Annotated in this window: 17 protein-coding genes and 1 pseudogene; 13 read left to right on the forward strand and 5 right to left on the reverse strand. The window is 68.5% G+C overall.

What is annotated here, in order from left to right; translation table 11 throughout:
- Positions 1 to 485, forward strand: a 485-nt coding sequence (locus QUV35_RS18755; protein WP_300877374.1) for a LytTR family DNA-binding domain-containing protein, incomplete at its 5' end; no start/stop codon positions are given.
- 126 nt (positions 486 to 611) lie between these two features.
- Here QUV35_RS18755 and QUV35_RS18760 read toward each other — a convergent pair.
- The gene (locus QUV35_RS18760; protein WP_300877375.1) at positions 612 to 1106 is read right to left on the reverse strand and encodes a DNA-deoxyinosine glycosylase; all 495 of its coding nucleotides are present in this window, start codon (positions 1104 to 1106) and stop codon (positions 612 to 614) included.
- On the reverse strand, positions 1103 to 1948 hold the full coding sequence (locus tag QUV35_RS18765; protein ID WP_300877376.1) for a TatD family hydrolase: 846 nt from the start codon (positions 1946 to 1948) through the stop codon (positions 1103 to 1105). The genes QUV35_RS18760 and QUV35_RS18765 overlap by 4 nt, the downstream gene beginning before the upstream one ends.
- Before the next feature lie 68 nt (positions 1949 to 2016).
- On the opposite strand from QUV35_RS18765, the gene QUV35_RS18770 reads away from it, so the two are divergent.
- Entirely contained in the window at positions 2017 to 2433 is a 417-nt protein-coding gene (locus tag QUV35_RS18770; protein ID WP_300877377.1) for an META domain-containing protein, read from the forward strand.
- Here QUV35_RS18770 and lolD read toward each other — a convergent pair.
- Positions 2423 to 3139 (reverse strand): lipoprotein-releasing ABC transporter ATP-binding protein LolD, encoded by a 717-nt coding sequence (lolD, locus tag QUV35_RS18775; protein ID WP_300877378.1) that lies wholly within the window; start codon positions 3137 to 3139, stop codon positions 2423 to 2425. The two genes, QUV35_RS18770 and lolD, sit on opposite strands and share 11 nt — an antisense overlap.
- Positions 3140 to 3229: 90 nt before the next feature.
- Entirely contained in the window at positions 3230 to 4486 is a 1257-nt protein-coding gene (locus QUV35_RS18780) for a lipoprotein-releasing ABC transporter permease subunit (protein ID WP_300877379.1), read from the reverse strand.
- Between the two features lie 42 nt (positions 4487 to 4528).
- Here QUV35_RS18780 and QUV35_RS18785 point away from each other — a divergent pair, with 42 nt between their 5' ends.
- From QUV35_RS18785 to QUV35_RS18815, 7 genes and pseudogenes are all read left to right on the forward strand, one after another.
- On the forward strand, positions 4529 to 5524 hold the full coding sequence (locus QUV35_RS18785; protein WP_300877380.1) for a phosphoglycerate mutase: 996 nt from the start codon (positions 4529 to 4531) through the stop codon (positions 5522 to 5524).
- Positions 5521 to 7323 carry a single-stranded-DNA-specific exonuclease RecJ gene (gene recJ, locus QUV35_RS18790; protein ID WP_300877381.1) on the forward strand — a complete coding sequence of 601 codons (1803 nt, stop codon included), beginning with the start codon at positions 5521 to 5523 and terminating at the stop codon, positions 7321 to 7323. Before QUV35_RS18785 ends, recJ begins: the two co-directional genes overlap by 4 nt.
- A 132-nt stretch (positions 7324 to 7455) precedes the next feature.
- Positions 7456 to 8238 carry a spermidine synthase gene (locus tag QUV35_RS18795; protein WP_300877382.1) on the forward strand — a complete coding sequence of 261 codons (783 nt, stop codon included), beginning with the start codon at positions 7456 to 7458 and terminating at the stop codon, positions 8236 to 8238.
- Positions 8239 to 8245: 7 nt separating this feature from the next.
- Positions 8246 to 10060, forward strand: coding sequence for a GspE/PulE family protein (locus QUV35_RS18800; RefSeq protein ID WP_300877383.1), 1815 nt, complete (start codon positions 8246 to 8248; stop codon positions 10058 to 10060).
- Positions 10061 to 10064: 4 nt separating this feature from the next.
- Complete coding sequence (locus tag QUV35_RS18805; protein ID WP_300877384.1) at positions 10065 to 10982, forward strand: DMT family transporter; 918 nt, start codon at positions 10065 to 10067, stop codon at positions 10980 to 10982.
- A gap of 24 nt (positions 10983 to 11006) precedes the next feature.
- The gene (locus tag QUV35_RS18810) at positions 11007 to 11804 is read left to right on the forward strand and encodes an SDR family oxidoreductase (RefSeq protein ID WP_300877385.1); all 798 of its coding nucleotides are present in this window, start codon (positions 11007 to 11009) and stop codon (positions 11802 to 11804) included.
- A 182-nt stretch (positions 11805 to 11986) separates the two neighbouring features.
- Positions 11987 to 13678 (forward strand): annotated as a pseudogene (locus QUV35_RS18815) (bifunctional salicylyl-CoA 5-hydroxylase/oxidoreductase); the annotation flags it as partial.
- Between the two features lie 288 nt (positions 13679 to 13966).
- Here the strand turns inward: QUV35_RS18815 and QUV35_RS18820 are convergent.
- Positions 13967 to 14620, reverse strand: a complete 654-nt coding sequence (locus QUV35_RS18820) for a 5-formyltetrahydrofolate cyclo-ligase (protein ID WP_300877345.1) — start codon at positions 14618 to 14620, stop codon at positions 13967 to 13969.
- Positions 14621 to 14716: 96 nt separating this feature from the next.
- Between QUV35_RS18820 and QUV35_RS18825 the strand changes: the two genes are divergently transcribed.
- The 4 genes from QUV35_RS18825 to QUV35_RS18840 all read left to right on the forward strand — a co-directional run bounded on the left by QUV35_RS18825 (position 14717) and on the right by QUV35_RS18840 (position 18884).
- Complete coding sequence (locus tag QUV35_RS18825; protein ID WP_300877359.1) at positions 14717 to 16675, forward strand: lytic transglycosylase domain-containing protein; 1959 nt, start codon at positions 14717 to 14719, stop codon at positions 16673 to 16675.
- 22 nt (positions 16676 to 16697) lie between these two features.
- Positions 16698 to 17669, forward strand: coding sequence for a complex I NDUFA9 subunit family protein (locus QUV35_RS18830; protein ID WP_300877344.1), 972 nt, complete (start codon positions 16698 to 16700; stop codon positions 17667 to 17669).
- A 115-nt stretch (positions 17670 to 17784) separates the two neighbouring features.
- Entirely contained in the window at positions 17785 to 18105 is a 321-nt protein-coding gene (locus QUV35_RS18835) for a metal-sensitive transcriptional regulator (RefSeq protein ID WP_300877343.1), read from the forward strand.
- Between the two features lie 89 nt (positions 18106 to 18194).
- Positions 18195 to 18884 carry a glutathione S-transferase family protein gene (locus QUV35_RS18840; protein ID WP_300877342.1) on the forward strand — a complete coding sequence of 230 codons (690 nt, stop codon included), beginning with the start codon at positions 18195 to 18197 and terminating at the stop codon, positions 18882 to 18884.
- Positions 18885 to 18941: the final 57 nt, after the last annotated feature.

An 18941-nucleotide genomic window follows, 5' to 3' on the forward strand; every position in this document is an offset into this window, starting at 1 on the left:
TCTCAGACTCAATCCGGGTGAACACCCGATACAACCTATTGAAGCTTCACAACTACCTGACCAAGCCGGTGCGCCGTGAACGCTTGCAGCAGGCCTTGCAGAAGGTGCAGCGCCTGCGTGCCGAAGCCGCGGTCGATGTGGGCCTGCCCGAGAGCCTGATCATCCAGGAGCGTGGTCGCAGCGAGCGCGTGGCGCTGGCCGACGTGATCTACCTCAAGGCCGAGCTGAAGTACATCACGGTGCGCACGGCCGACAAGGAACACATCTTCGACGGCGCGCTGAGCGATCTGGAGCAGCGTTATGCCCACCTGTTCGTGCGCGTGCACCGCAACGCGCTGGTGTCGCGCCGCGCCGTGCGGGCGGTGGAAAAGCACAACGATCCGGTCGACGGCGAAGGCTGGACGGTTCGGCTGGACGGCGTGGAGGAACGCCTGGCGGTGTCGCGCCGGCAGCTGGCTGCGGTGCGCGAAGCCCTGATGGGCTGAAACACAGGTCACCCCCGTGCGCCTTCGGCGCTGGCCCTGGAAGGGGGGCGATACCTGGGCCCGGCGGAGCCGGACCCCCGGTAGCTCTGGACAGGACAGCCTCCAGACGTGCGGGTCGCTTTGCCGTCAGGCAACACCATGGCGCTGCAACACCTCGGACCAGGCCGCGAGCTTGCGCTCGAAACTCCAGCTCGCATTGGCCGGACTGGTGGACGGCAACTTGTACACCGGCAGGCCGAATGCCCCGGTGTGCTTCGCATGGCGAAAGCTCTCGCCACCGTTGTGCGCGATGGCCTCCAGCCCCGGACTGGCCTGCAGCACCCTCGAAAAATCGTTCACCTCGGCATTGCGGATGTTGGCGTCCAGGCTGCCTTCGCGCTCACAGGCACCGTACACGTCCCACACACCCAGTCCGTGCTCCAGCAGGCTGGCCACGCGCTCCGGATAGGGCAAGGCCGGCAGCGGCGCCTGCCACAGTGCGCCCAGGATCTTCCAGAAATGGTTTTGCGGATGGCCGTAGTACTGCTGCGCGCGCAGCGAGGCCACGCCCGGAAAACTGCCCAGCACCAGCACGCGGGTGTTCGCGTTCAGCACCGGCGCGAGACCTTGCAGCCGGTTCATGGTGTGGCCAGAAGCGCCGCCAGCCGGGGCAGGGCGGTGAGGGCATTGGCCGTGGTGGCTTGCATCAGCGCATCGGTGGCCATGCTGCGCAACCCGGCCACCACCTCGCCGATGCGCGGCAGCTCGGCCGGGCTGTTGAGGCCCTGTGCTTGTCCGGCGGCACGCTCGGCCGCCGTGGCATAGAGCCACTGCGGCGGGATGTCGGGTGCGTCGGTTTCCAGCACCAGTGCCGACAGCGGCAGCCCGGCCGCCAGGCGGCGCAACTGGCGCGCGGGCTCGAACGTCACCGCTCCACCGAAACCCAGCTTGAAGCCCAGCTCAAGGAACGCTTGCGCCTGCTGCTCGCTGCCGTTGAACGCGTGCGCGATGCCGCCGTCCGTGGGCAGCTCGCGCAGGTGCTTGAGCAACTGGTCGGCGCTGCGCCGCACATGCACGATCACCGGCAACGCGTGCGTGCGAGCCAGCCGAAGCTGCGCGCGATAAAAGAAGGCCTGCCGTTCGCGCATCCCGGGCGTGCACAAGGCCGGCACGAAAAAGTCGAGTCCGATCTCACCCACGGCCACCAGGCGCGGATCGTCGCTGTGTGCGCCGAGCGCGGCATCGAGGGCCTCCAGGTCGGCCTCGGTGGCCTGGGGCACACACAGCGGGTGGATGCCCAGTGCGTAGGCGTCGCCGGTTCTGTGCGCGAGTTGTCGCACGGTGTCGAAGTTGGCGCGCTGCACCGCAGGTATGACGCACAGGCCAACGCCCAGCGTGGCTGCGCGTTGGCGCAGGTCCAGCGCCAGTGCGTGGTCGGCGCCCAGCTCGGGCGCGTCCAGATGGCAGTGTGTGTCGATCCACATGACGGTATAAGAACCCATTGTGCCGGCATGCCTGCAAGCACCGTTTCTCAACCCGAAAGGACCCACCCATGTCACGCCTGTGCTGGTTCGCCGTTCCCCTCCTGCTGTCTCTCACCGCCTGCGCCGTGCCGGGCGCGCCCGGCGCCGCTCCGCTGGTGGGCAGCGAATGGCGCCTCGAAGATCTCGGCGGGCGCGGTGTGCTCGACCGCGTGTCGGCCACGCTGGCTTTTCCGCAGGCCGGTCGCGTGGCGGGCAACAGCTCGTGCAACCGCTTCTTTGGCTCGTACACGCTGATGCAGGACCGCATCGCGCTGGGCCAGCTGGCCGGCACGCGAATGGCCTGCGGGCCAGCGGTGGACGAACAGGAGACGCGCTACCTGGATGCGTTGCAGAACGCACAGCGGCTGGAGGTGCAGGGCACGACGATGCTGATGCACGTGCAGGGGCTCGAGAAGCCGCTGCGGTTCACACGAATCAAGCCTTGAGTCGTCCTGCCTCGCCGCTGAGCGGATGGCCCTGGGTCAGGACGCCGGTGGTCAGGCGCAGCACGCGGTTGCAGCGCGCGGCCAGGGTCTCGTCGTGGGTGACGACGATGAAGGCCGTGCCCTGGTCTCGGGCCAGCTCCAGCATCAGCTGGAACACGCCCTCGGCGGTGTTGCGATCGAGGTTGCCGGTGGGTTCGTCGGCCAGCACGCAGGCCGGTTGTGTGACCAGGGCACGTGCGATCGCCACACGCTGGCGCTCGCCGCCCGAGAGCTCGGCCGGCCGGTGCCCGAGGCGCTCGGCCAGACCCACACGGGTGAGGATCTGGCGGGCCTGTTCGGCCGCCTCCGCGCGCGGCATGCGGCGGATCCACAGCGGCATGGCGACGTTGTCGCGGGCGCTGAATTCGGGCAACAGGTGGTGGAACTGGTAGACGAAACCCAGGTGCTGGTTGCGCAGCACGCCCTGCTGCGTGGCACTCAGGCCCGACATCGTCTGCCCCATCAACTGCACGCTGCCGCTGGTGGGCGCGTCAAGCCCGCCGAGCAGGTGCAGCAAGGTGCTCTTGCCCGAACCCGAAGCGCCGACGATGGCCACGGTTTCGCCCGCCCGCACGGTGAGGTCGACGCCGGTGAGCACGGTCACGTCGAGGCGGCCTTCGGTGAAGCGCTTGGTGAGGCCGGTGGCCTGAAGGACTGCTTGTGTCATAAGGGTTTCGCCGCCGGGTCGCCCCAAGGTGAAACGCGCCCCCTCGGGGGGCAGCGACCCGCGCAGCGGCGGAGCGTGGGGATCGTCAAATCACTCATAGCGCAGGGCTTCGGCAGGGTTGACGCGGCTCGCGCGCCAGCTGGGGTAAATGGTGGCGAGGAAGGAGAGCACCAGCGAGATCACCGCCACCGGCAGGATGTCGGCGCGCTGCGGGTCGCTGGGCATGCGGCTGATGAGGTAGATGTCCTGCGGCAGGAAGCTCGCGCCCAGCAGGCTCTCGAGCGCCGGCACCAGCGTGTCGATGTTGAAGGCGATGCCCAGGCCGAGCAGAAGGCCGGCACCGGTGCCGATCACGCCCACCATGGCGCCCTGCACCATGAACACCCCCATGATGCTTTGCGGACTCGCACCCAGCGTGCGCAGGATCGCGATGTCGGCGCGTTTGTCGGTCACCGTCATCACCAGTGTGGACACGAGGTTGAACGCCGCCACCGCCACGATCAGCGTGAGGATGATGAACATCATGCGTTTCTCGAGCTGCACGGCGGCGAACCAGGTCCGGTTCTGGCGCGTCCAGTCGCGCACCAGCAGCCCGGGGTCGAGATCGGCGGCGATGGACACGGCCACCTCGCGCGCCGCGTGCAGGTCCTGGATCTTCACGCGCACACCGGTCGGGCCTTCCACCCGGAAGATGCGTGCGGCGTCTTCCTGGTGCAGCAGGGCCAGCGCCGAGTCGTATTCGTAGTGGCCCGAATCGAAGGTGCCCACCACCGTCATCTGGCGGATGCGCGGCACCACGCCGGCGGGGGTCACCTGGCCGCTGGGAGCGATGAGCGTGACGCTGTCGCCGGCGATCACGCCCAGGCTGCGCGCGAGTTCACCGCCCAGGATCACGCCGAATTCGCCGGGCACCAGGCGCGGCAGCACGGTGTCGGCCAGCTGGGCCGCCAGCTCGGTGACCTTGGGCTCCAGAGCCGGGTCGATGCCGCGCACCAGCGCGCCCTTCATGTCTTCACCGCGTGCGATCAGCGCCTGCGCGCCCACGAAGGGCGCAGCGCCGACCACCTCGGGGTGGCGCTCGATCCTCGCCAGCGTGTCGGCCAGGTTGGGAATGGCCTGGCCACCGGGCTCGAACACCTCGATGTGCGACAGCACACCGAGCATGCGGTCACGCACTTCCTTCTGAAAGCCGTTCATGACCGAGAGCACGATGATGAGGGCGGCCACACCCAGCGCAATGCCCAGCATGGACACACCCGAGATGAAGGAGATGAAGCCGTTGCGCCGGGTGGCGCGCCCGGCGCGCGTGTAGCGCCAGCCGAGAATGAGTTCGTAGGGAGTTTGCATGTGAGGTCCAGCGGGCATTGTGGCATCCCCGACAATCGCGAGATGCCCGCTCCCCACATGGCCTCCGAGCCTGCCACGCACCTGCTGGTTCCTTTCGCCAGCGCCAGCGACCCCGCTTGCCGGGCCGCATTGCCGGACCTGCCATTGCCCCACCTCACCGCCTTGCTGGCCGGGCTGCAGCCGGCGCACACCGATGCCGGCACCGACCACAGCCTGAGTGCGCCGCATGAGCGTGCGCTGGCGCACAGCATCGGTCTGCTGCGGTCTGACGGGTCGGCCTACCCCGACGGTCTCCTGCCCTGGGCGGCTGCGCAAAGCCGCACGCCCGAGCTGCCGCAGGCCTGGTTCACACCCTGCCACTTTCAGGTGGGCATGGAGCAGGTGAGCCTGCTGCCAGGTGATCAGCTGGGCCTCACCGATGAACACGCCCGGCCCTTGTTTGATGCGCTTGCGCCCTACTGCGCCGAAGACGGCATCGCGCTGCGTTACGAGTCCGCCACGCGCTGGCACGCCAGCGGCGAGGTGTTGCGCGGCATCGCCTGCGCCAGCCTGGACCGGGTGGGTGGGCGATCGGTGGAGGCCTGGATGACCGACAGCACGGCCAACCCTGCGGGCGGCCAGTTGCTCAAGCGCCTGCAGAGCGAGGCGCAGATGCTCTTCTACACGCACCCGGTGTTCGACGCGCGCGAGGCGCAGCGGCTGCACCCGGTCAACGGTTTCTGGCTCAGTGGTGCCGGCGCGCTGGACCATCCGACACCCTTGCTGCCCGCCCCATGGATGCCCGACGGGCTGCGCAGCGCAGCGCTGCAGGCCGACTGGCCACGCTGGAAGGACGCCTGGGCCGCTCTGGACAGCCGCGAGATCAAGGATCTGCTCGAGCGTGCGCGCCGCGGCGAGCCGGTCACACTCAGCCTGTGTGGCGAGCGCGCGGCCCAGCGTTTCACCAGCGCCCCGCGCGGCGCGATGGTGCGTGCTGGCCGCCTCCTCAAGAACCTGCTGGGCCGTGCCCCGGCCTGGAAGACCCTGGAAACCCTATGAAGATCATCATCCGCGACGTGCCACCCCGTGCCGCCTGGGCGCTGGAGCAAGGCGGACTGCACCCGCTGCTCGCGCGCCTGTTTGCCGCGCGCGGCATCACCAGCACCGACGAGCTCGACGACGCACTGGCCCGCCTGATCCCACCCACGCAGATGCTCGGTGCACAGGACGCCGCGCGCGCCCTGGCCGACGCGATGGCTGCACACCGGGCGATCTGCATCGTGGCCGACTACGACTGCGACGGGGCCACCGCCTGTGCGGTCGGCCTGCGCGGTTTGCGCATGCTCGGTGCGCCGATGGGGTTTGACCGCGTCAATTACCTGGTGCCCGACCGCGTGACCGACGGCTACGGACTCACGCCGTCGATCGCCAGACGCGTCAAGGCACAGGGCGCCGACGTGCTGGTGACGGTGGACAACGGCACTGCCAGCATGGACGGCGTGCGCGCCGCGCGCGAGCTCGGCCTGCAGGTGATCGTCACCGATCACCACCTGCCCGCCCTGAAAGACGGTGCGGTCACGCTGCCGCAGGACTGCATCATCGTGAACCCCAACCAGCCCGGTTGTGCCTTCGAGAGCAAGTCGATCGCAGGCGTGGGCGTGATGTTCTATGTGTTGCTGGCGCTGCGCGCCGAGCTGCGTGAGCGTGGTGCCTACAAGGCCGTTCGCACTGAGCCTGTCGAAGGGCTCACCAGCACCGTGGCGGGGGTTTCGACAGGCTCGGCCCGAACGGGGGAGCCGAGGCTCGATACCCTGCTGCCACTGGTGGCACTCGGCACCGTGGCCGACGTGGTCAGGCTCGACGCCAACAACCGCCGCCTGGTCGCACAAGGGCTCAAGCGCGTGCGTGCCGGCGCCATGCCGCCGGGCATGACGGCGCTCTTCAACGTGGCCGCGCGCAAGCCCGAGACCGCCACCGGCTTCGACTTCGGTTTTGCGCTCGGCCCACGCCTGAACGCGGCGGGCCGCCTGGCCGACATGACGCTGGGCATCGAGTGCCTCACCACCGACGATGCCTTGCGCGCGGACGAGCTGGCGCGCACGCTGGACGGCATCAACCGCGAACGCAAGGTGATCGAAGGCGACATGCGCGAGCAGGCGCTGCAGATGGCCGAAGAGATGTTCGACGAGTCCGAGGAGCCGCCGCCGGCGCTGGTGGTGTTCGATCCCGACTTCCATGAAGGCGTGGTGGGCATCGTGGCCTCGCGCCTGAAGGACAAGTTGCACCGCCCGACCTTCGTCTTCGCCGCCAGCGGCGCCGAGGGCAAGGAGAACGAGCTCAAGGGTTCGGGTCGTTCGATTGCGGGCTTTCATTTGCGCGATGCGCTCGATCTGGTGGCCAAGCGCCATCCGGGCGTGTTGTTGCGCTTCGGTGGCCACGCCATGGCAGCGGGTTGCACCATCGACGAGGAGCATCTGGAGACGTTCGAGTCGGCCTTGCAGCAGGTGGCGCACGAATGGCTGGATGCGGCCACGCTGCAACGGCGCATCGAGGCCGACGGTGCGCTGGACACAAAGTACCGCCGCGCGGATCTGGTGGACACGCTGCACAGGGAGGTGTGGGGTCAGGGCTTTGCCCCACCCGTGTTCTGCGAAGAGGTGCAGGTGGTGTCGCAGCGGCTGGTGGGCGAGAAGCACCTGGCTCTGAAACTCAAGCACCAGGGCGAGCCGGTGGACGGCATCTGGTTCGGCCGCACCGAGCCTTTGCCGGCGCGTGTGAAGATTGCGTTCCGTCTGGATGCGGACGAGTGGCAGGGGCAGCGGCGGGTGCGGTTTCTGGTGGAAGCGGCCGAGGTTTGATGGGTTCTCCTCCGCTTCGCTCAGCCACCGCGCCCAGGCGACAGGCGCCGCCGGAGACAAACGCCAGGTGCCCATAATGATTTCATTCGCAGGAAGCCCGAAGAAGATGCCACACCGACAAGGAAACCCGACGTGAAGGCCGGCGCCAACGCCGCCGCGCTCAAACGCCGCAGCCCGCCAACACTGCCCGAGGTCACGATCTCCGAAGACAGCGAGGTGCGTTTTCTGCACCTGGGCACCGAGTGGATCCAGGGGTCCATGCTGCTGGACGCACCGTTCGACATCGAGCTCGACTACGTCCAGCGCATGATGGCCTGGCTGCTGTTTGTCGAGCCCGATTCGGTCAGCAAACGCCGTGCCCTGCAGCTCGGCCTGGGCTCGGCGGCGTTGACCAAGTTCTGCTTCAAGAAGCTGCGCATGGACACCACCGCCATCGAGATCAACCCGCAGGTGCTGGTGGTGTGCCGCAGCTGGTTCAAGCTGCCCGCCGACGGGCCCAGGCTGCGCGTCGTGCTGGCCGATGCCGGTGAGGAGATCCGCCGCGCCGACCACCTGGGCGCCTACGACGCGCTGCAGGTGGACCTGTACGACCACGAAGCCGCCGCACCCGTGCTCGACAGTCCCGACTTCTACGCCGACTGCCGCAACGCCCTGACCGAAGACGGTTGCCTCACCGTGAACCTGTTCGGGCGCGACACCAGCTTTGAGCGCTCGCTGCAGAGCCTGTGCGCCGCATTCGGCGAGGACGCCGTGTGGGCCTTCAAGCCCACGCGCGAAGGCAACACCGTGGTGCTCGCGCAGCGCACGCCGCTACGGCCCACGCGCATGGAACTGCTGGCCCGTGCCGAGGTGGTGCAGGAACGCTGGGGGCTGCCGGCGGTCAAGTGGCTGAAGCTGTTCAAACCCGTTGCTTGAAATGCCCATGAAAACTCCGACCAGGCACTCCGACGCGATGGATCACGACGGCCCGCTGGACTGGCGCCTGCTGGTGCAGTGGCTGCGCGAAGACGGTGTGATCTCCGGCGCCGAGGCCGAGCGCACGCAGGCGCGCTGCGCCTCGGCACACAGCGCCCAGCACCCGCTGCAGCGCCTGTCGGTGGTCGCCATGGCGCGCAAGGCAGACGCCCACGTGCTCGACGTCGAAATGCTGACCGAGTGGCTGGCCCGGCGCAGCGGCCTGGATTACATGCGCATCGACCCGCTCAAGGTGGATGTGGGCAAGGTGGCCGACGTGATGAGCGCGGCCTACGCCGAGCGGCACAAGGTGCTGCCGGTGCAGGTCAGTCCGACCGAGGTGGTGGTGGCCACGGCCGAGCCCTTCATTCGTGACTGGGTGCCCGAGGTGGAGCGCCAGACGCGGCGCAAGGTGCGGCTGGTGCTGGCCAGCCCGCAGGCCATCAGCAGTTTCACCGCCGAGTTCTTTGCGCTCGCCAAGTCGGTGCGTGCGGCCAGCAAGAGCGGTGGTGGCAGTGGTGGCTTCGGGAGCTTCGAGCAGCTGGTGGAGCTGGGCAAGGCCAACAAGCAGCTCGACGCCAACGACCAGGGCGTGGTGCAGGTGGTGGACTGGTTGTGGCAGTACGCCTTCGACCAGCGCGCCAGCGACATCCACCTGGAACCTCGTCGCGAGCAGGGCGTGATCCGCTTTCGCATCGACGGCGTGTTGCACCCGGTCTACCAGATGCCGATCGGCGTGCTCAACGCCATGACCGCGCGCATCAAGCTGCTCGGGCGCATGGACGTGGTGGAGCGCCGCCGCCCGCAGGACGGGCGCATCAAGACGCTGCGCCCCGGCGTGGCCGGTGCAAGGGGCGAAGAGGTTGAGATGCGCCTGTCGACCTTGCCCACGGCCTTCGGCGAAAAGCTCGTCATGCGCATCTTCGACCCCGAGTCGACGGTGAAGGACCTCGGCGCGCTGGGTTTTGCCGCCCACGATGCGCAGCGCTGGGAAGAACTCACCAAGCGCCCGCACGGCATCGTGCTGGTGACCGGCCCCACCGGCTCGGGCAAGACCACCACCCTGTATGCCACGCTCAAGCGCCTGGCCACCGAAGAGGTCAATGTGAGCACGGTGGAAGACCCGATCGAGATGATCGAGCCGGCCTTCAACCAGACCCAGGTGCAGGCCCATCTCGACCTGGACTTTGCGCAGGGCCTGCGCGCCCTGATGCGCCAGGACCCGGACATCATCATGGTGGGCGAAGTGCGCGACCTGGCCACCGCCGAGATGGCGGTGCAGGCCGCGCTCACCGGGCATCTCGTGTTCACCACGCTGCACACCAACGACGCGCCGGCGGCCGTCATGCGTCTGATGGAGCTGGGCATTGCGCCCTACCTGATCAACGCCACCGTGCTCGGCGTGCTCGCGCAGCGCCTGGTGCGCACGCTCTGCCCGGCCTGCAAGACGCAGCAGGACAAGGCCACTGCTGCGAGTTCGCGCGAGTCGCTGGCCGAGCTGGTCAAACCCTGGCAGATCAGTGGCAGTTACCGGCCCTACGAGCCGGTGGGCTGCGTCGATTGCCGCATGACCGGCTTTCGCGGACGCATGGGCCTGTATGAGCTGCTCACGGTCACCGAAGCGTTCAAGGACAAGGTCAGCCGTGAACCGCGTCTGGACGTGATGCGCAAGCAGGCCGTGGCCGACGGCATGCGTCCGCTGCGCCTGGCCGGCGCCATGCGCGTGGCCGAGGGGCTGACCACCATGGACGAGGTGCTGGCCTGCACGCCACCGGTGCAGTGATCCGATGCGTGTTGCTCCGTCTCCCCACCTGGCCACCGGACTGCTGCTCGCAGCCGCCGGCTCCATCGCCTTCAGCGGCAAGGCCATCATCGTGAAGCTGGCGTACCGCCACGGCGTGGACGCCGTCACGCTGATCATGTACCGCATGCTGTTTGCGCTGCCGCTGTTCCTGGCGCTGGCCTGGTGGGCCACCTGGCGCCAGGGCGGTGGTGCCAGGGCGCCGCTGACCCGCAGCGACTGGTGGGGCATCCTCGGGTTGGGCTTCACCGGTTACTACCTCGCGAGCTTCCTCGACTTCTGGGGCCTGCAGTACATCAGCGCCAGCCTGGAGCGGCTCATTCTGTACCTCAACCCCACGCTGGTGCTGGTGCTCGGCTGGGTGCTCTACCAGCGCCGCATCACCCGCCTGCAGGCGCTGGCCATGGCCGTGAGCTACGGCGGTGTGCTGGTGGTGTTCGGGCACGAGGCCGGACTGCAGGGCCCCGACGCGCTGCTGGGTGCGGCCCTGGTGTTCGGCAGCGCCATCAGCTACGCCGTCTACCTCGTGTACAGCGGCGAACTGGTGCAACGACTGGGATCGCTGCGGCTGGTGGGCCTGGCCACCAGTGTGGCCTGCGTGTTGTGCCTGGTGCAGTTCGCGCTGCTGCGTCCCATGAGCGCGGCGCTGGTGGCGCCCGAGGTGATCTGGCTGTCGGTGCTCAACGCGACGCTGTGCACCTTTGCGCCGGTGCTCATGGTGATGATGGCGATCGAGCGCATCGGCTCGGGCCTGGCGGCCCAGACCGGCATGGTCGGTCCGATGTCGACCATCCTCATGGGCGTGCTGATTCTTGGCGAGCCGTTCAATGGCTGGATCGTGGTGGGCACGGCGCTCGTGCTCTCGGGGGTGTTTCTGGTGACGCGTTTCGGCCGCGCCAGCTGATCGATTTTTTTCAGGAGACTGTTCATGGATCTGGGTATCAAGGGCAAGTGGGCGCTGGTGTGTGGCGCGAGCAAGGGCCTGGGGCTGGGTTGCGCGCAGGCGCTGGCCGCCGAGGGCGTGCATGTGGTGATGGTGGCGCGCGGCGCACGCGACCTCGAAGCCGCCGCGACGGCTCTGAGGGCCGCCGTGCCGGGCGGGACCGTGCTGACGGTGGCGGCCGACATCACCACCTCCGAGGGCCGCGCCGCAGCCCTGTCGGTGGCGGACGGACCCGGCAAGGCCTTCGACATCGTGGTGAACAACGCCGGTGGACCGCCCCCTGGCGATTTCCGCGCCTGGGACCGCGACGTCTGGATCAAGGCGATCGACGCCAACATGCTCACACCGATCGAGCTCATCAAGGCCACGGTGGACGGCATGGCGCAGCGCGGCTTCGGTCGCATCATCAACATCACCTCGGGCGCGGTGAAGGCACCGATCGACATCCTGGGCCTGTCGAACGGCGCACGCAGTGGCCTGACGGGTTTTGTGGCCGGCGTGGCGCGCAGCCCGCTTGCAGCGCAAGGCGTGACGGTCAACAACCTCCTGCCCGGCGCCTTCGACACCGACCGCCTGAAGACCACGCTGGCCGGTGCCGCTGAAAAAACCGGCCAGTCGGTGGATGCGATCGCCGACGCCCGGCGCAAGGGCATCCCGGCCAAACGCTTCGGCACCTCGGATGAATTCGGTGCCATCTGCGCCTTTCTCTGCAGTGTGCACGCGGGCTACATCACCGGTCAGAACGTGCTGGCCGATGGCGGGGCTTACCCCGGCACGTTTTGAACTGACCCCCACGCTTCCCCGCTGCGCGAGGTCCGCTGCCCCCCGAGGGGGCTGGGCCTGCCTTGGGGCGGCCCGGCGGCTGGCCCGGTCTTTTGCCCCCACGCTCCCCCGCTGCGCGAGGTCCGCTGCCCCCCGAGGGGGCCGATCCGGCTTGGGGCGGCCCGGCGCCGGATCGCGCGGCAAAGCGCATACCAGTGGTGCTCATGGGAGACGCCGCCCACACCGCGCACTTCTCCATCGGCAGCGGCACCAAGCTCGCACTGGAAGACGCGATCGACCTGGCCAACGAATTCACGCGCCACGCGAATGCCGATGTGGACGAAGTGCTGCGTGGCTACGAAGCACGCCGAAGTGTCGAGGTGCTCAAGATCCAGAATGCCGCGCGCAACTCGACCGAGTGGTTCGAGAACGTGGAGCGCTACAGCGGCATGGAGGTGGAGCAGTTCGCCTACTCGCTGCTCACGCGCAGCCAGCGCATCAGCCATGAAAACCTGCGCCTGCGCGATGCGGGTTGGCTCGAAGGCTACGAGTCGTGGCTGGCGCGTTTCAGCCCTGGCGCAGCGGCGCAGCGTGGGGGCGAGAACGATCCGGCGCCGGGCCGCCCCAAGCCGGATCAGCCCCCCCGGGGGGCAGCGACCCGCGCAGCGGCGCAGCGTGGGGGCCACAACGATCCGGCGCCGGGCCGCCCCAAGCCGGATCAGCCCCCCCGGGGGGCAGCGACCCGCGCAGCGGCGGAGCGTGGGGGCCAACACCCCACACCGCCGATGCTGCTGCCGCTCACGGTGCGCGGACTGACGCTGAAAAACCGCATCGTGGTCTCGCCCATGGCGCAGTACAGCGCGGTGGACGGGGTGGTGGGCGACTACCACCTGGTGCACCTGGGCGCGCGCGCGCTCGGTGGTGCGGCGCTGGTGATGGTGGAGATGACCAGCCCCACGCCGGAGGGTCGCATCACACCCGGCTGCCCCGGCTTGTGGAACGACGCGCAGCAAGCCGGCTTCCAGCGCATCGTGGACTTCAGCCACAGCCAGCAGGCGCACATCGGCATCCAGCTCGGCCACAGCGGGCCCAAGGGTTCCACACAGCTCGGCTGGGAACGCATCGACGAGCCGCTGGCGACCGGCAACTGGCCCGTGATCTCGGCCAGCGCCGTGCCGTATGGCGAGCAGAACCAGGTGCCCCGCGCCATGACCCGCGCCGACATGGACGCGCTCACCGCCGCCTTCGTCGAGTCGACGAAGCGTGCCGCTGCCGCCGGCTTCGACTGGCTTGAATTGCACGCGGCCCACGGCTACCTGCTCTCGGCCTTCATCTGCCCGCTGACCAACCAACGCACCGACGAATACGGCGGCACGCTGGCCAACCGCTGCCGCTATCCGCTGGAGGTGTTCACCGCGGTGCGCGCCGCGTGGCCGGCGGATCGGCCCATGAGCGTGCGCATCTCGGCGCACGACTGGGCGCCCGGCGGCAACACCCCGGACGACGCAGTGGCGATGGCGCGGCTGTTCAAGGCCGCCGGCTGCGACGTGATCGACGTGTCCTCTGGCCAGACCACGCGCGCGGCCAAGCCGGTGTACGGCCGCATGTACCAGACACCGTTCGCCGACCGGGTGCGCAACGAGGCCGGCATCCTCACCATGGCGGTGGGTGCGATCAGCGAAGCCGACCACGCCAACAGCATCATCGCCGCCGGCCGCGCCGACCTCTGCGCCGTGGCCCGCCCCCACCTGGCCAACCCGGCCTGGACACTGCACGAGGCCGCCAGGCTGCAGACACGCGCCCTGCAATGGCCACGCCCCTACGAAAGCGGGCGGGACCAGCTCTACCGCGAAACGGCCCGATTGAACGCCCTCAACATCAGCGACAAGCCATGAACATCAACGGAGCAAGCAAGAGCCCGAGCCAGCCGCCGGGCCGCCCCAAGGCAGGCTCAGCCCCCTCGGGGGGCAGCGGACCACGCGCAGCGGGGGAGCGTGGGGGCAAGGCCAGGGCCAGCCGCCGGGCCGCCCCAAGGCAGGCCCAGCCCCCTCGGGGGGCAGCGGACCTCGCGAAGCGGGGGAGCGTGGGGGCACCCAGATCCGGCGCCGGGCCGCCCCAAGCCGGATCAGCCCCCTCGGGGGGCAGCGGACCACGCGCAGCGGGGGAGCGTGGGGGCACCACCACTACCTTTCAGGCCACATCACCCCGGTGTCGCTCAGGATCGCGTCCAGCGGCACGTCGTGCGCCTCCGGAAGCAGGTGGGGCAGGTAGGCAAAGTCGTAACCCAGCCCCACCGTGAACGGCTTGGGTTGCAGACTGGCGAGCGTGCGGTCGTAGAAGCCACCGCCATACCCCAGCCGGAAGCCGCCCGGCCCATAACCCACACAGGGCACAAAGATCAACGTGGGCACGACGATCTCGGTGTCCTTGGGTTTGGGGATGCCGTAGGCGTCTTCCTCCATGGGGCAACCCGGGTACCAGGTGTAGAAGGTCAGGGTCTTGTCGACCTTGTTGACCACCGGCAGACCGATGCGCCGGTTCCTCTGGGCACCCTGTGCATCTTCTTCCAGGCCCGCTTCCTGCCAGCGAAACAAGGCGGGCAAGGGATCGAACTCACCCTTGATGGGCCAGTAGGCGCCCATCACGGCATCCGGCCGCTCGATCAGCCACACCCGCATGACCCGCTGCAGCATGTCGTTGCGAAAACCGCGGTCGGCCAAGCCCAGGCGCTTCTCGACCAGCGACTTGCGCCATTCGGTTTTCAGCGCCGCCGCCGTTGAACGCTCATCCTGTTTCCTGTGGGGTGCAGGGGAACTCTGTCCGTCTTTGGTGTCCATAATCAACGCATGAAACAGGTTGGTGTGAAACAGGGATCGAAAGCGCAGAACACGTCGGCGCTGCACAGCATGCGCCAGTGGGCTCTGCGGTTCATTATGGCCGTGCTGGTGGCGCCGGGGCTGGCACATGCCCAGGGCGGCGCCGGTGGAGACGCCACCCTGCTCGAGATGCGCGAGGCGTTCCGCCGCAACAACACCGCCCAGCTCGCCAGCCTGTTGCCGTCGATGCGCGGCCACGCGCTGGAACCACTGGCGATCTACTGGGAGATGAAGTCCCGGCTGGAGACCGCCAGCCCCGGCGAGATCCGCTCGGCCCTGGACCGGATGGCGGGCACCTACTGGGAAGACCGCCTGCGCAACGACTGGCTGTTGCTGCTCGGCCGCGCACGCGACTGGGCCCCTTTCTCCTCCGAGCTGGCGCGCTTTCGCATGAACGACGACCGCCAGGTGAGTTGCTACTCCCTCATGCTCGACGCAGCCAGTGGCCGCATGCCGGCCGAACTCGCTGCCGAGCGCGTGCGCGGACTGTGGCTCGCACAGCGCGACGCCGACGACGGCTGTGCCACCGCCGCGCAGTCGCTGCTGGGCAGCGGTCACCTGAAACCCGAGGTCGCCTGGCAGCGCGCGCGCCTGGCCATGGACGCCAACCGCCCGCGCGTGGCCAGCCAGGCCGTGGGTCTGCTCGACCCGGACTGGGCCGCCATGGTGGACAACGTGGCCAGGGACCCCGCCAGGTACCTCGACGAAAAGTTCACCGCCATCCGCCCGCGCACCAAGGAGCTGGTGACCCTGGCCATCATCCGGCTTGCGTCCAGCGACCCGGCCGCCGCCGCTCTGGAAATGGACCGAACACGCTGGAAGGCACAGCTCACCACGGAAGAACGCAGCTGGGTGTGGGGTGTGATCGGCAAACGCTCGGCACAAAAGCTGGAAACCCAGGCTCTGGCCCATTTCGTCAACGGCGAAGACCGCCACATGCACGACGATCACCTGGCCTGGAAGGCCCGCGCCGGCATGCGGGCGGGCGCCTGGGCCCACGTGAGCGATGCGATCGCCGCCATGTCGGAGTCGCAGCGCAACGAGCCCGACTGGATCTACTGGAAAGCACGCGCCCTGCAGGCGCTCAAGCGGCCCGACGCTGCCACCGCCCAGACCCAGGCCCGCGCCCTGCTCGAATCCATCGCCTCGGAGCGCGGCTTCTACGAACAACTGGCGCTCGAAGACCTGGGCCGCCCGATCACCACGCCACCGGCCCCGGCACCGCTGGGCGCCGAAGAAATCGCAGCCGCCCAGCGACACCCGGGCCTGCGGCGTGCCCTGATCGCCATCCGCCTGGGGCTGCGCAGCGAAGGCGTGCGCGAGTGGAACTACACCGTCAACCTGCACGACGCCGGCGGCATGGCCGAGCGCGAATTGCTCGCTGCTGCCGCCCTGGCCTGCGAAGCCGAACTGTGGGACCGTTGCATCAACACCAGCCTGCGCACGCCGATCGCCCAGGACCACGCCCAGCGTTTTCCCACGCCGCACCGCACGGCGGTGGTGAGCCGCTCGCGGGAGATCGGCCTCGACCCGGCCTATGTGTATGGCCTGATCCGTCAGGAAAGCCGCTTTGTCACCGACGCGCGTTCGGGTGTCGGTGCGTCCGGCCTCATGCAGGTGATGCCGGCCACTGCTCGGTGGACCGCCCGCAAGATCGGCCTGACCGATTTCAGGCCCGCCCAGATCACCGAGCGCGACACCAACATCCTCATCGGCACCGCCTACCTCAAGCTGGCGCTTGACGACTTCGACAGCTCGCTGCCCATGGCCGCAGCCGCCTACAACGCCGGCCCTGGCCGCCCACGCAGCTGGCGCAACGGCCCGGTGCTCCCGGGCGAGATCTGGGTCGAGAACATTCCGTTTGAGGAAACCCGCGACTACGTCAAGCGGGTGCTGGCCAACACCGCCAGCTACGCCGCCCTCCTGTCGGGCCAGCCCCAGTCCCTGCGCGCGCGCCTGGGCAGCGTCGGCCCCCGACCGGGCGGTGAAACCCCCATCGATCGTGATCTCCCCTGAAAGCTTCGGCCTGCGCAAACCCATGAAAAACATCCTCGTCCTCGGGGGCACCGGCTTTGTCGGCCGCCACGTCTGTGAAAAACTGCATCGCCAAGGCTGGCGCATCACCGTTCCCACGCGCCGCGCCATCAACGCGGCAGCCGTGCAGCACCTGCCGCGCGTGACCGTGCTTGAAGCCAATGTGCACGACCCCGCCCAGTTGATGGAGCTGGTGGCGGGGCACGATGCGGTGGTCAACCTGATTGCCATCCTGCACGGCACCGAAGAGGCGTTCGAGCGCGTGCATGTGGAATTGCCCCTGTCCCTGTCGCAAGCCTGCCTGGCCACCGGCGTGCGCCGACTGGTGCATGTCAGCGCACTCGGCGTCAGCCTGGACGGACCCTCGCGTTACCAGCGCAGCAAGGCGCGTGGTGAAGACGTGTTGCGTGCGGCCGGTCTGGACCTGACCGTGCTGCGCCCCAGCGTGATCTTCGGCGCCGGCGATCGTTTTCTCAATGTGTTCGCCGGGCTTCAGTCGGTCTTTCCCGTGGTCCCGCTGGCCAGTGCGGGGGCCCGCTTCCAGCCGGTGTGGGTGGAAGATGTGGCCAGTGCGGTGGCGGCCTGTCTGCTCGATCAAGGTTTTTCCCGCAGCACGGTGGGCCAGACATTCGAGTGCGCCGGGCCCGACGTGCTGACACTGGCCGACCTGGTGCGTCTGGCGGGGCGCCACGGCAGCCGGCAGCGCCCGGTGCTGCCGCTGCCCGGCTTGCTCGCCCGGGTGCAGGCGCGGGTGATGGAGCTCATGCCCGGCGAGCCGTTGATGAGCCGGGACAATCTCGCCGCCATGTCGGTCGACAACGTCGCGACCCGGCAATGGCCCGGACTGTCGGCTCTGGGCATCGAGCCAGCCAGCATTCACACCGTGGCGCCCGCTTATCTGGGCCAGCGCGGCGGCCGCAGCAAGCTGCTGGCGTTCCGCCGGGGCGGAACCAAGGTCGAAGAGCCGCGCGTGTGAGGGGTCACGTCCAGCGGGTTTCACGCAAAAAATAGCACCAAAGCATCATTTTCATTTGGGTCGTCGGGATCTAAAGTAAACCGTACACAGTACAACTCCAACCCGAGGAACCCCGATGACTGTCTCCAGCGTGAAACTTCCCATCCGCCGCACCGGCACACTGCGTCCGGTGTACCGCACCGAACAACAGCGTGAGGTGATCAACCGACTCAAGCGCATCGAAGGACAGGTGCGCGGCCTGATTGAAATGGTGGAAGACGGACGGTCCTGCGAAGACGTGGCCCAGCAGATGTCGGCCGCGCGCAAGGCCATGGACAAGGCCTTTTACCGAATGATGGCCAGCACGGTGATGGAAGCCGTCTCCACCTCCGACTCGGAGGTGCACACCTTTCGAGAGATCGAGCGCTCTACCCGGATCCTCGAAAAGTACGCCTGACCGGCCACCGCCCGCGATCAATCGGGTGCCTTTTCGGCATCAATGGTCTCCGGGAAAGTCCGTACCATCGGCCTCTTTCAGGAGGCTCCATGGCGCTGCAGCTCTACGTCGGCAACAAGAACTATTCGTCCTGGTCCATGCGCCCCTGGGTGCTCATGAAACAGGCCGGCATTCCTTTCGAAGAGGTCATGGTCCGCTTCGACTCGTTCGAAGCCGATTCGGCCTTCAAGAAGACGCTTCGCACCGTCAACCCGCTGGGCAAGGTGCCGGCGCTGGTGGACGACGGATTTGCCGTCTGGGACACGCTGGCGATTGCCGAATACCTGGCCGAGCGATACCCGGCGTCGGCCTTGTGGCCGCGAGACCTGAAGGCCCGGGCGCGGGCCCGCAGCGTCTGCGCTGAAATGCACAGCGGCTTCACGGCACTGCGCAACCACTGTCCCATGAACATCGAGGCCTCCCTGCCGGAGGTGGGGCGACTGGTCTGGCGCGACCAGGCCGCCGTGCGTGCCGACATCGCCCGGCTGGGCGGTCTGTGGGGGGAGCTGCTCGCGGCGCAGCCCGATGGCGCCCTGCTGTTCGGCGACTTCAGCATCGCCGACGCCTACTTCGCGCCCGTGTGCATGCGCATCAAGACCTACGGCCTGCCGCTGCCAGCCGATCTGTTGTCCTACGTAGAACGTGTGTGCGCGCTGCCGGGTGTCAAGGCCTGGATCGACGATGCCCTGGCCGAACACGACTTCGTCGCCTTCGACGAGCCTTACCGCCTGGGGAGGTGATGGCCCCCACGCTCCCCCGCTGCGCGTGGTCCGCTGCCCCCCGAGGGGGCTGACCCG

Origin of the sequence: Hydrogenophaga sp., from assembly GCF_030373225.1 — a bacterium.
Classification (GTDB): domain Bacteria; phylum Pseudomonadota; class Gammaproteobacteria; order Burkholderiales; family Burkholderiaceae_C; genus Hydrogenophaga.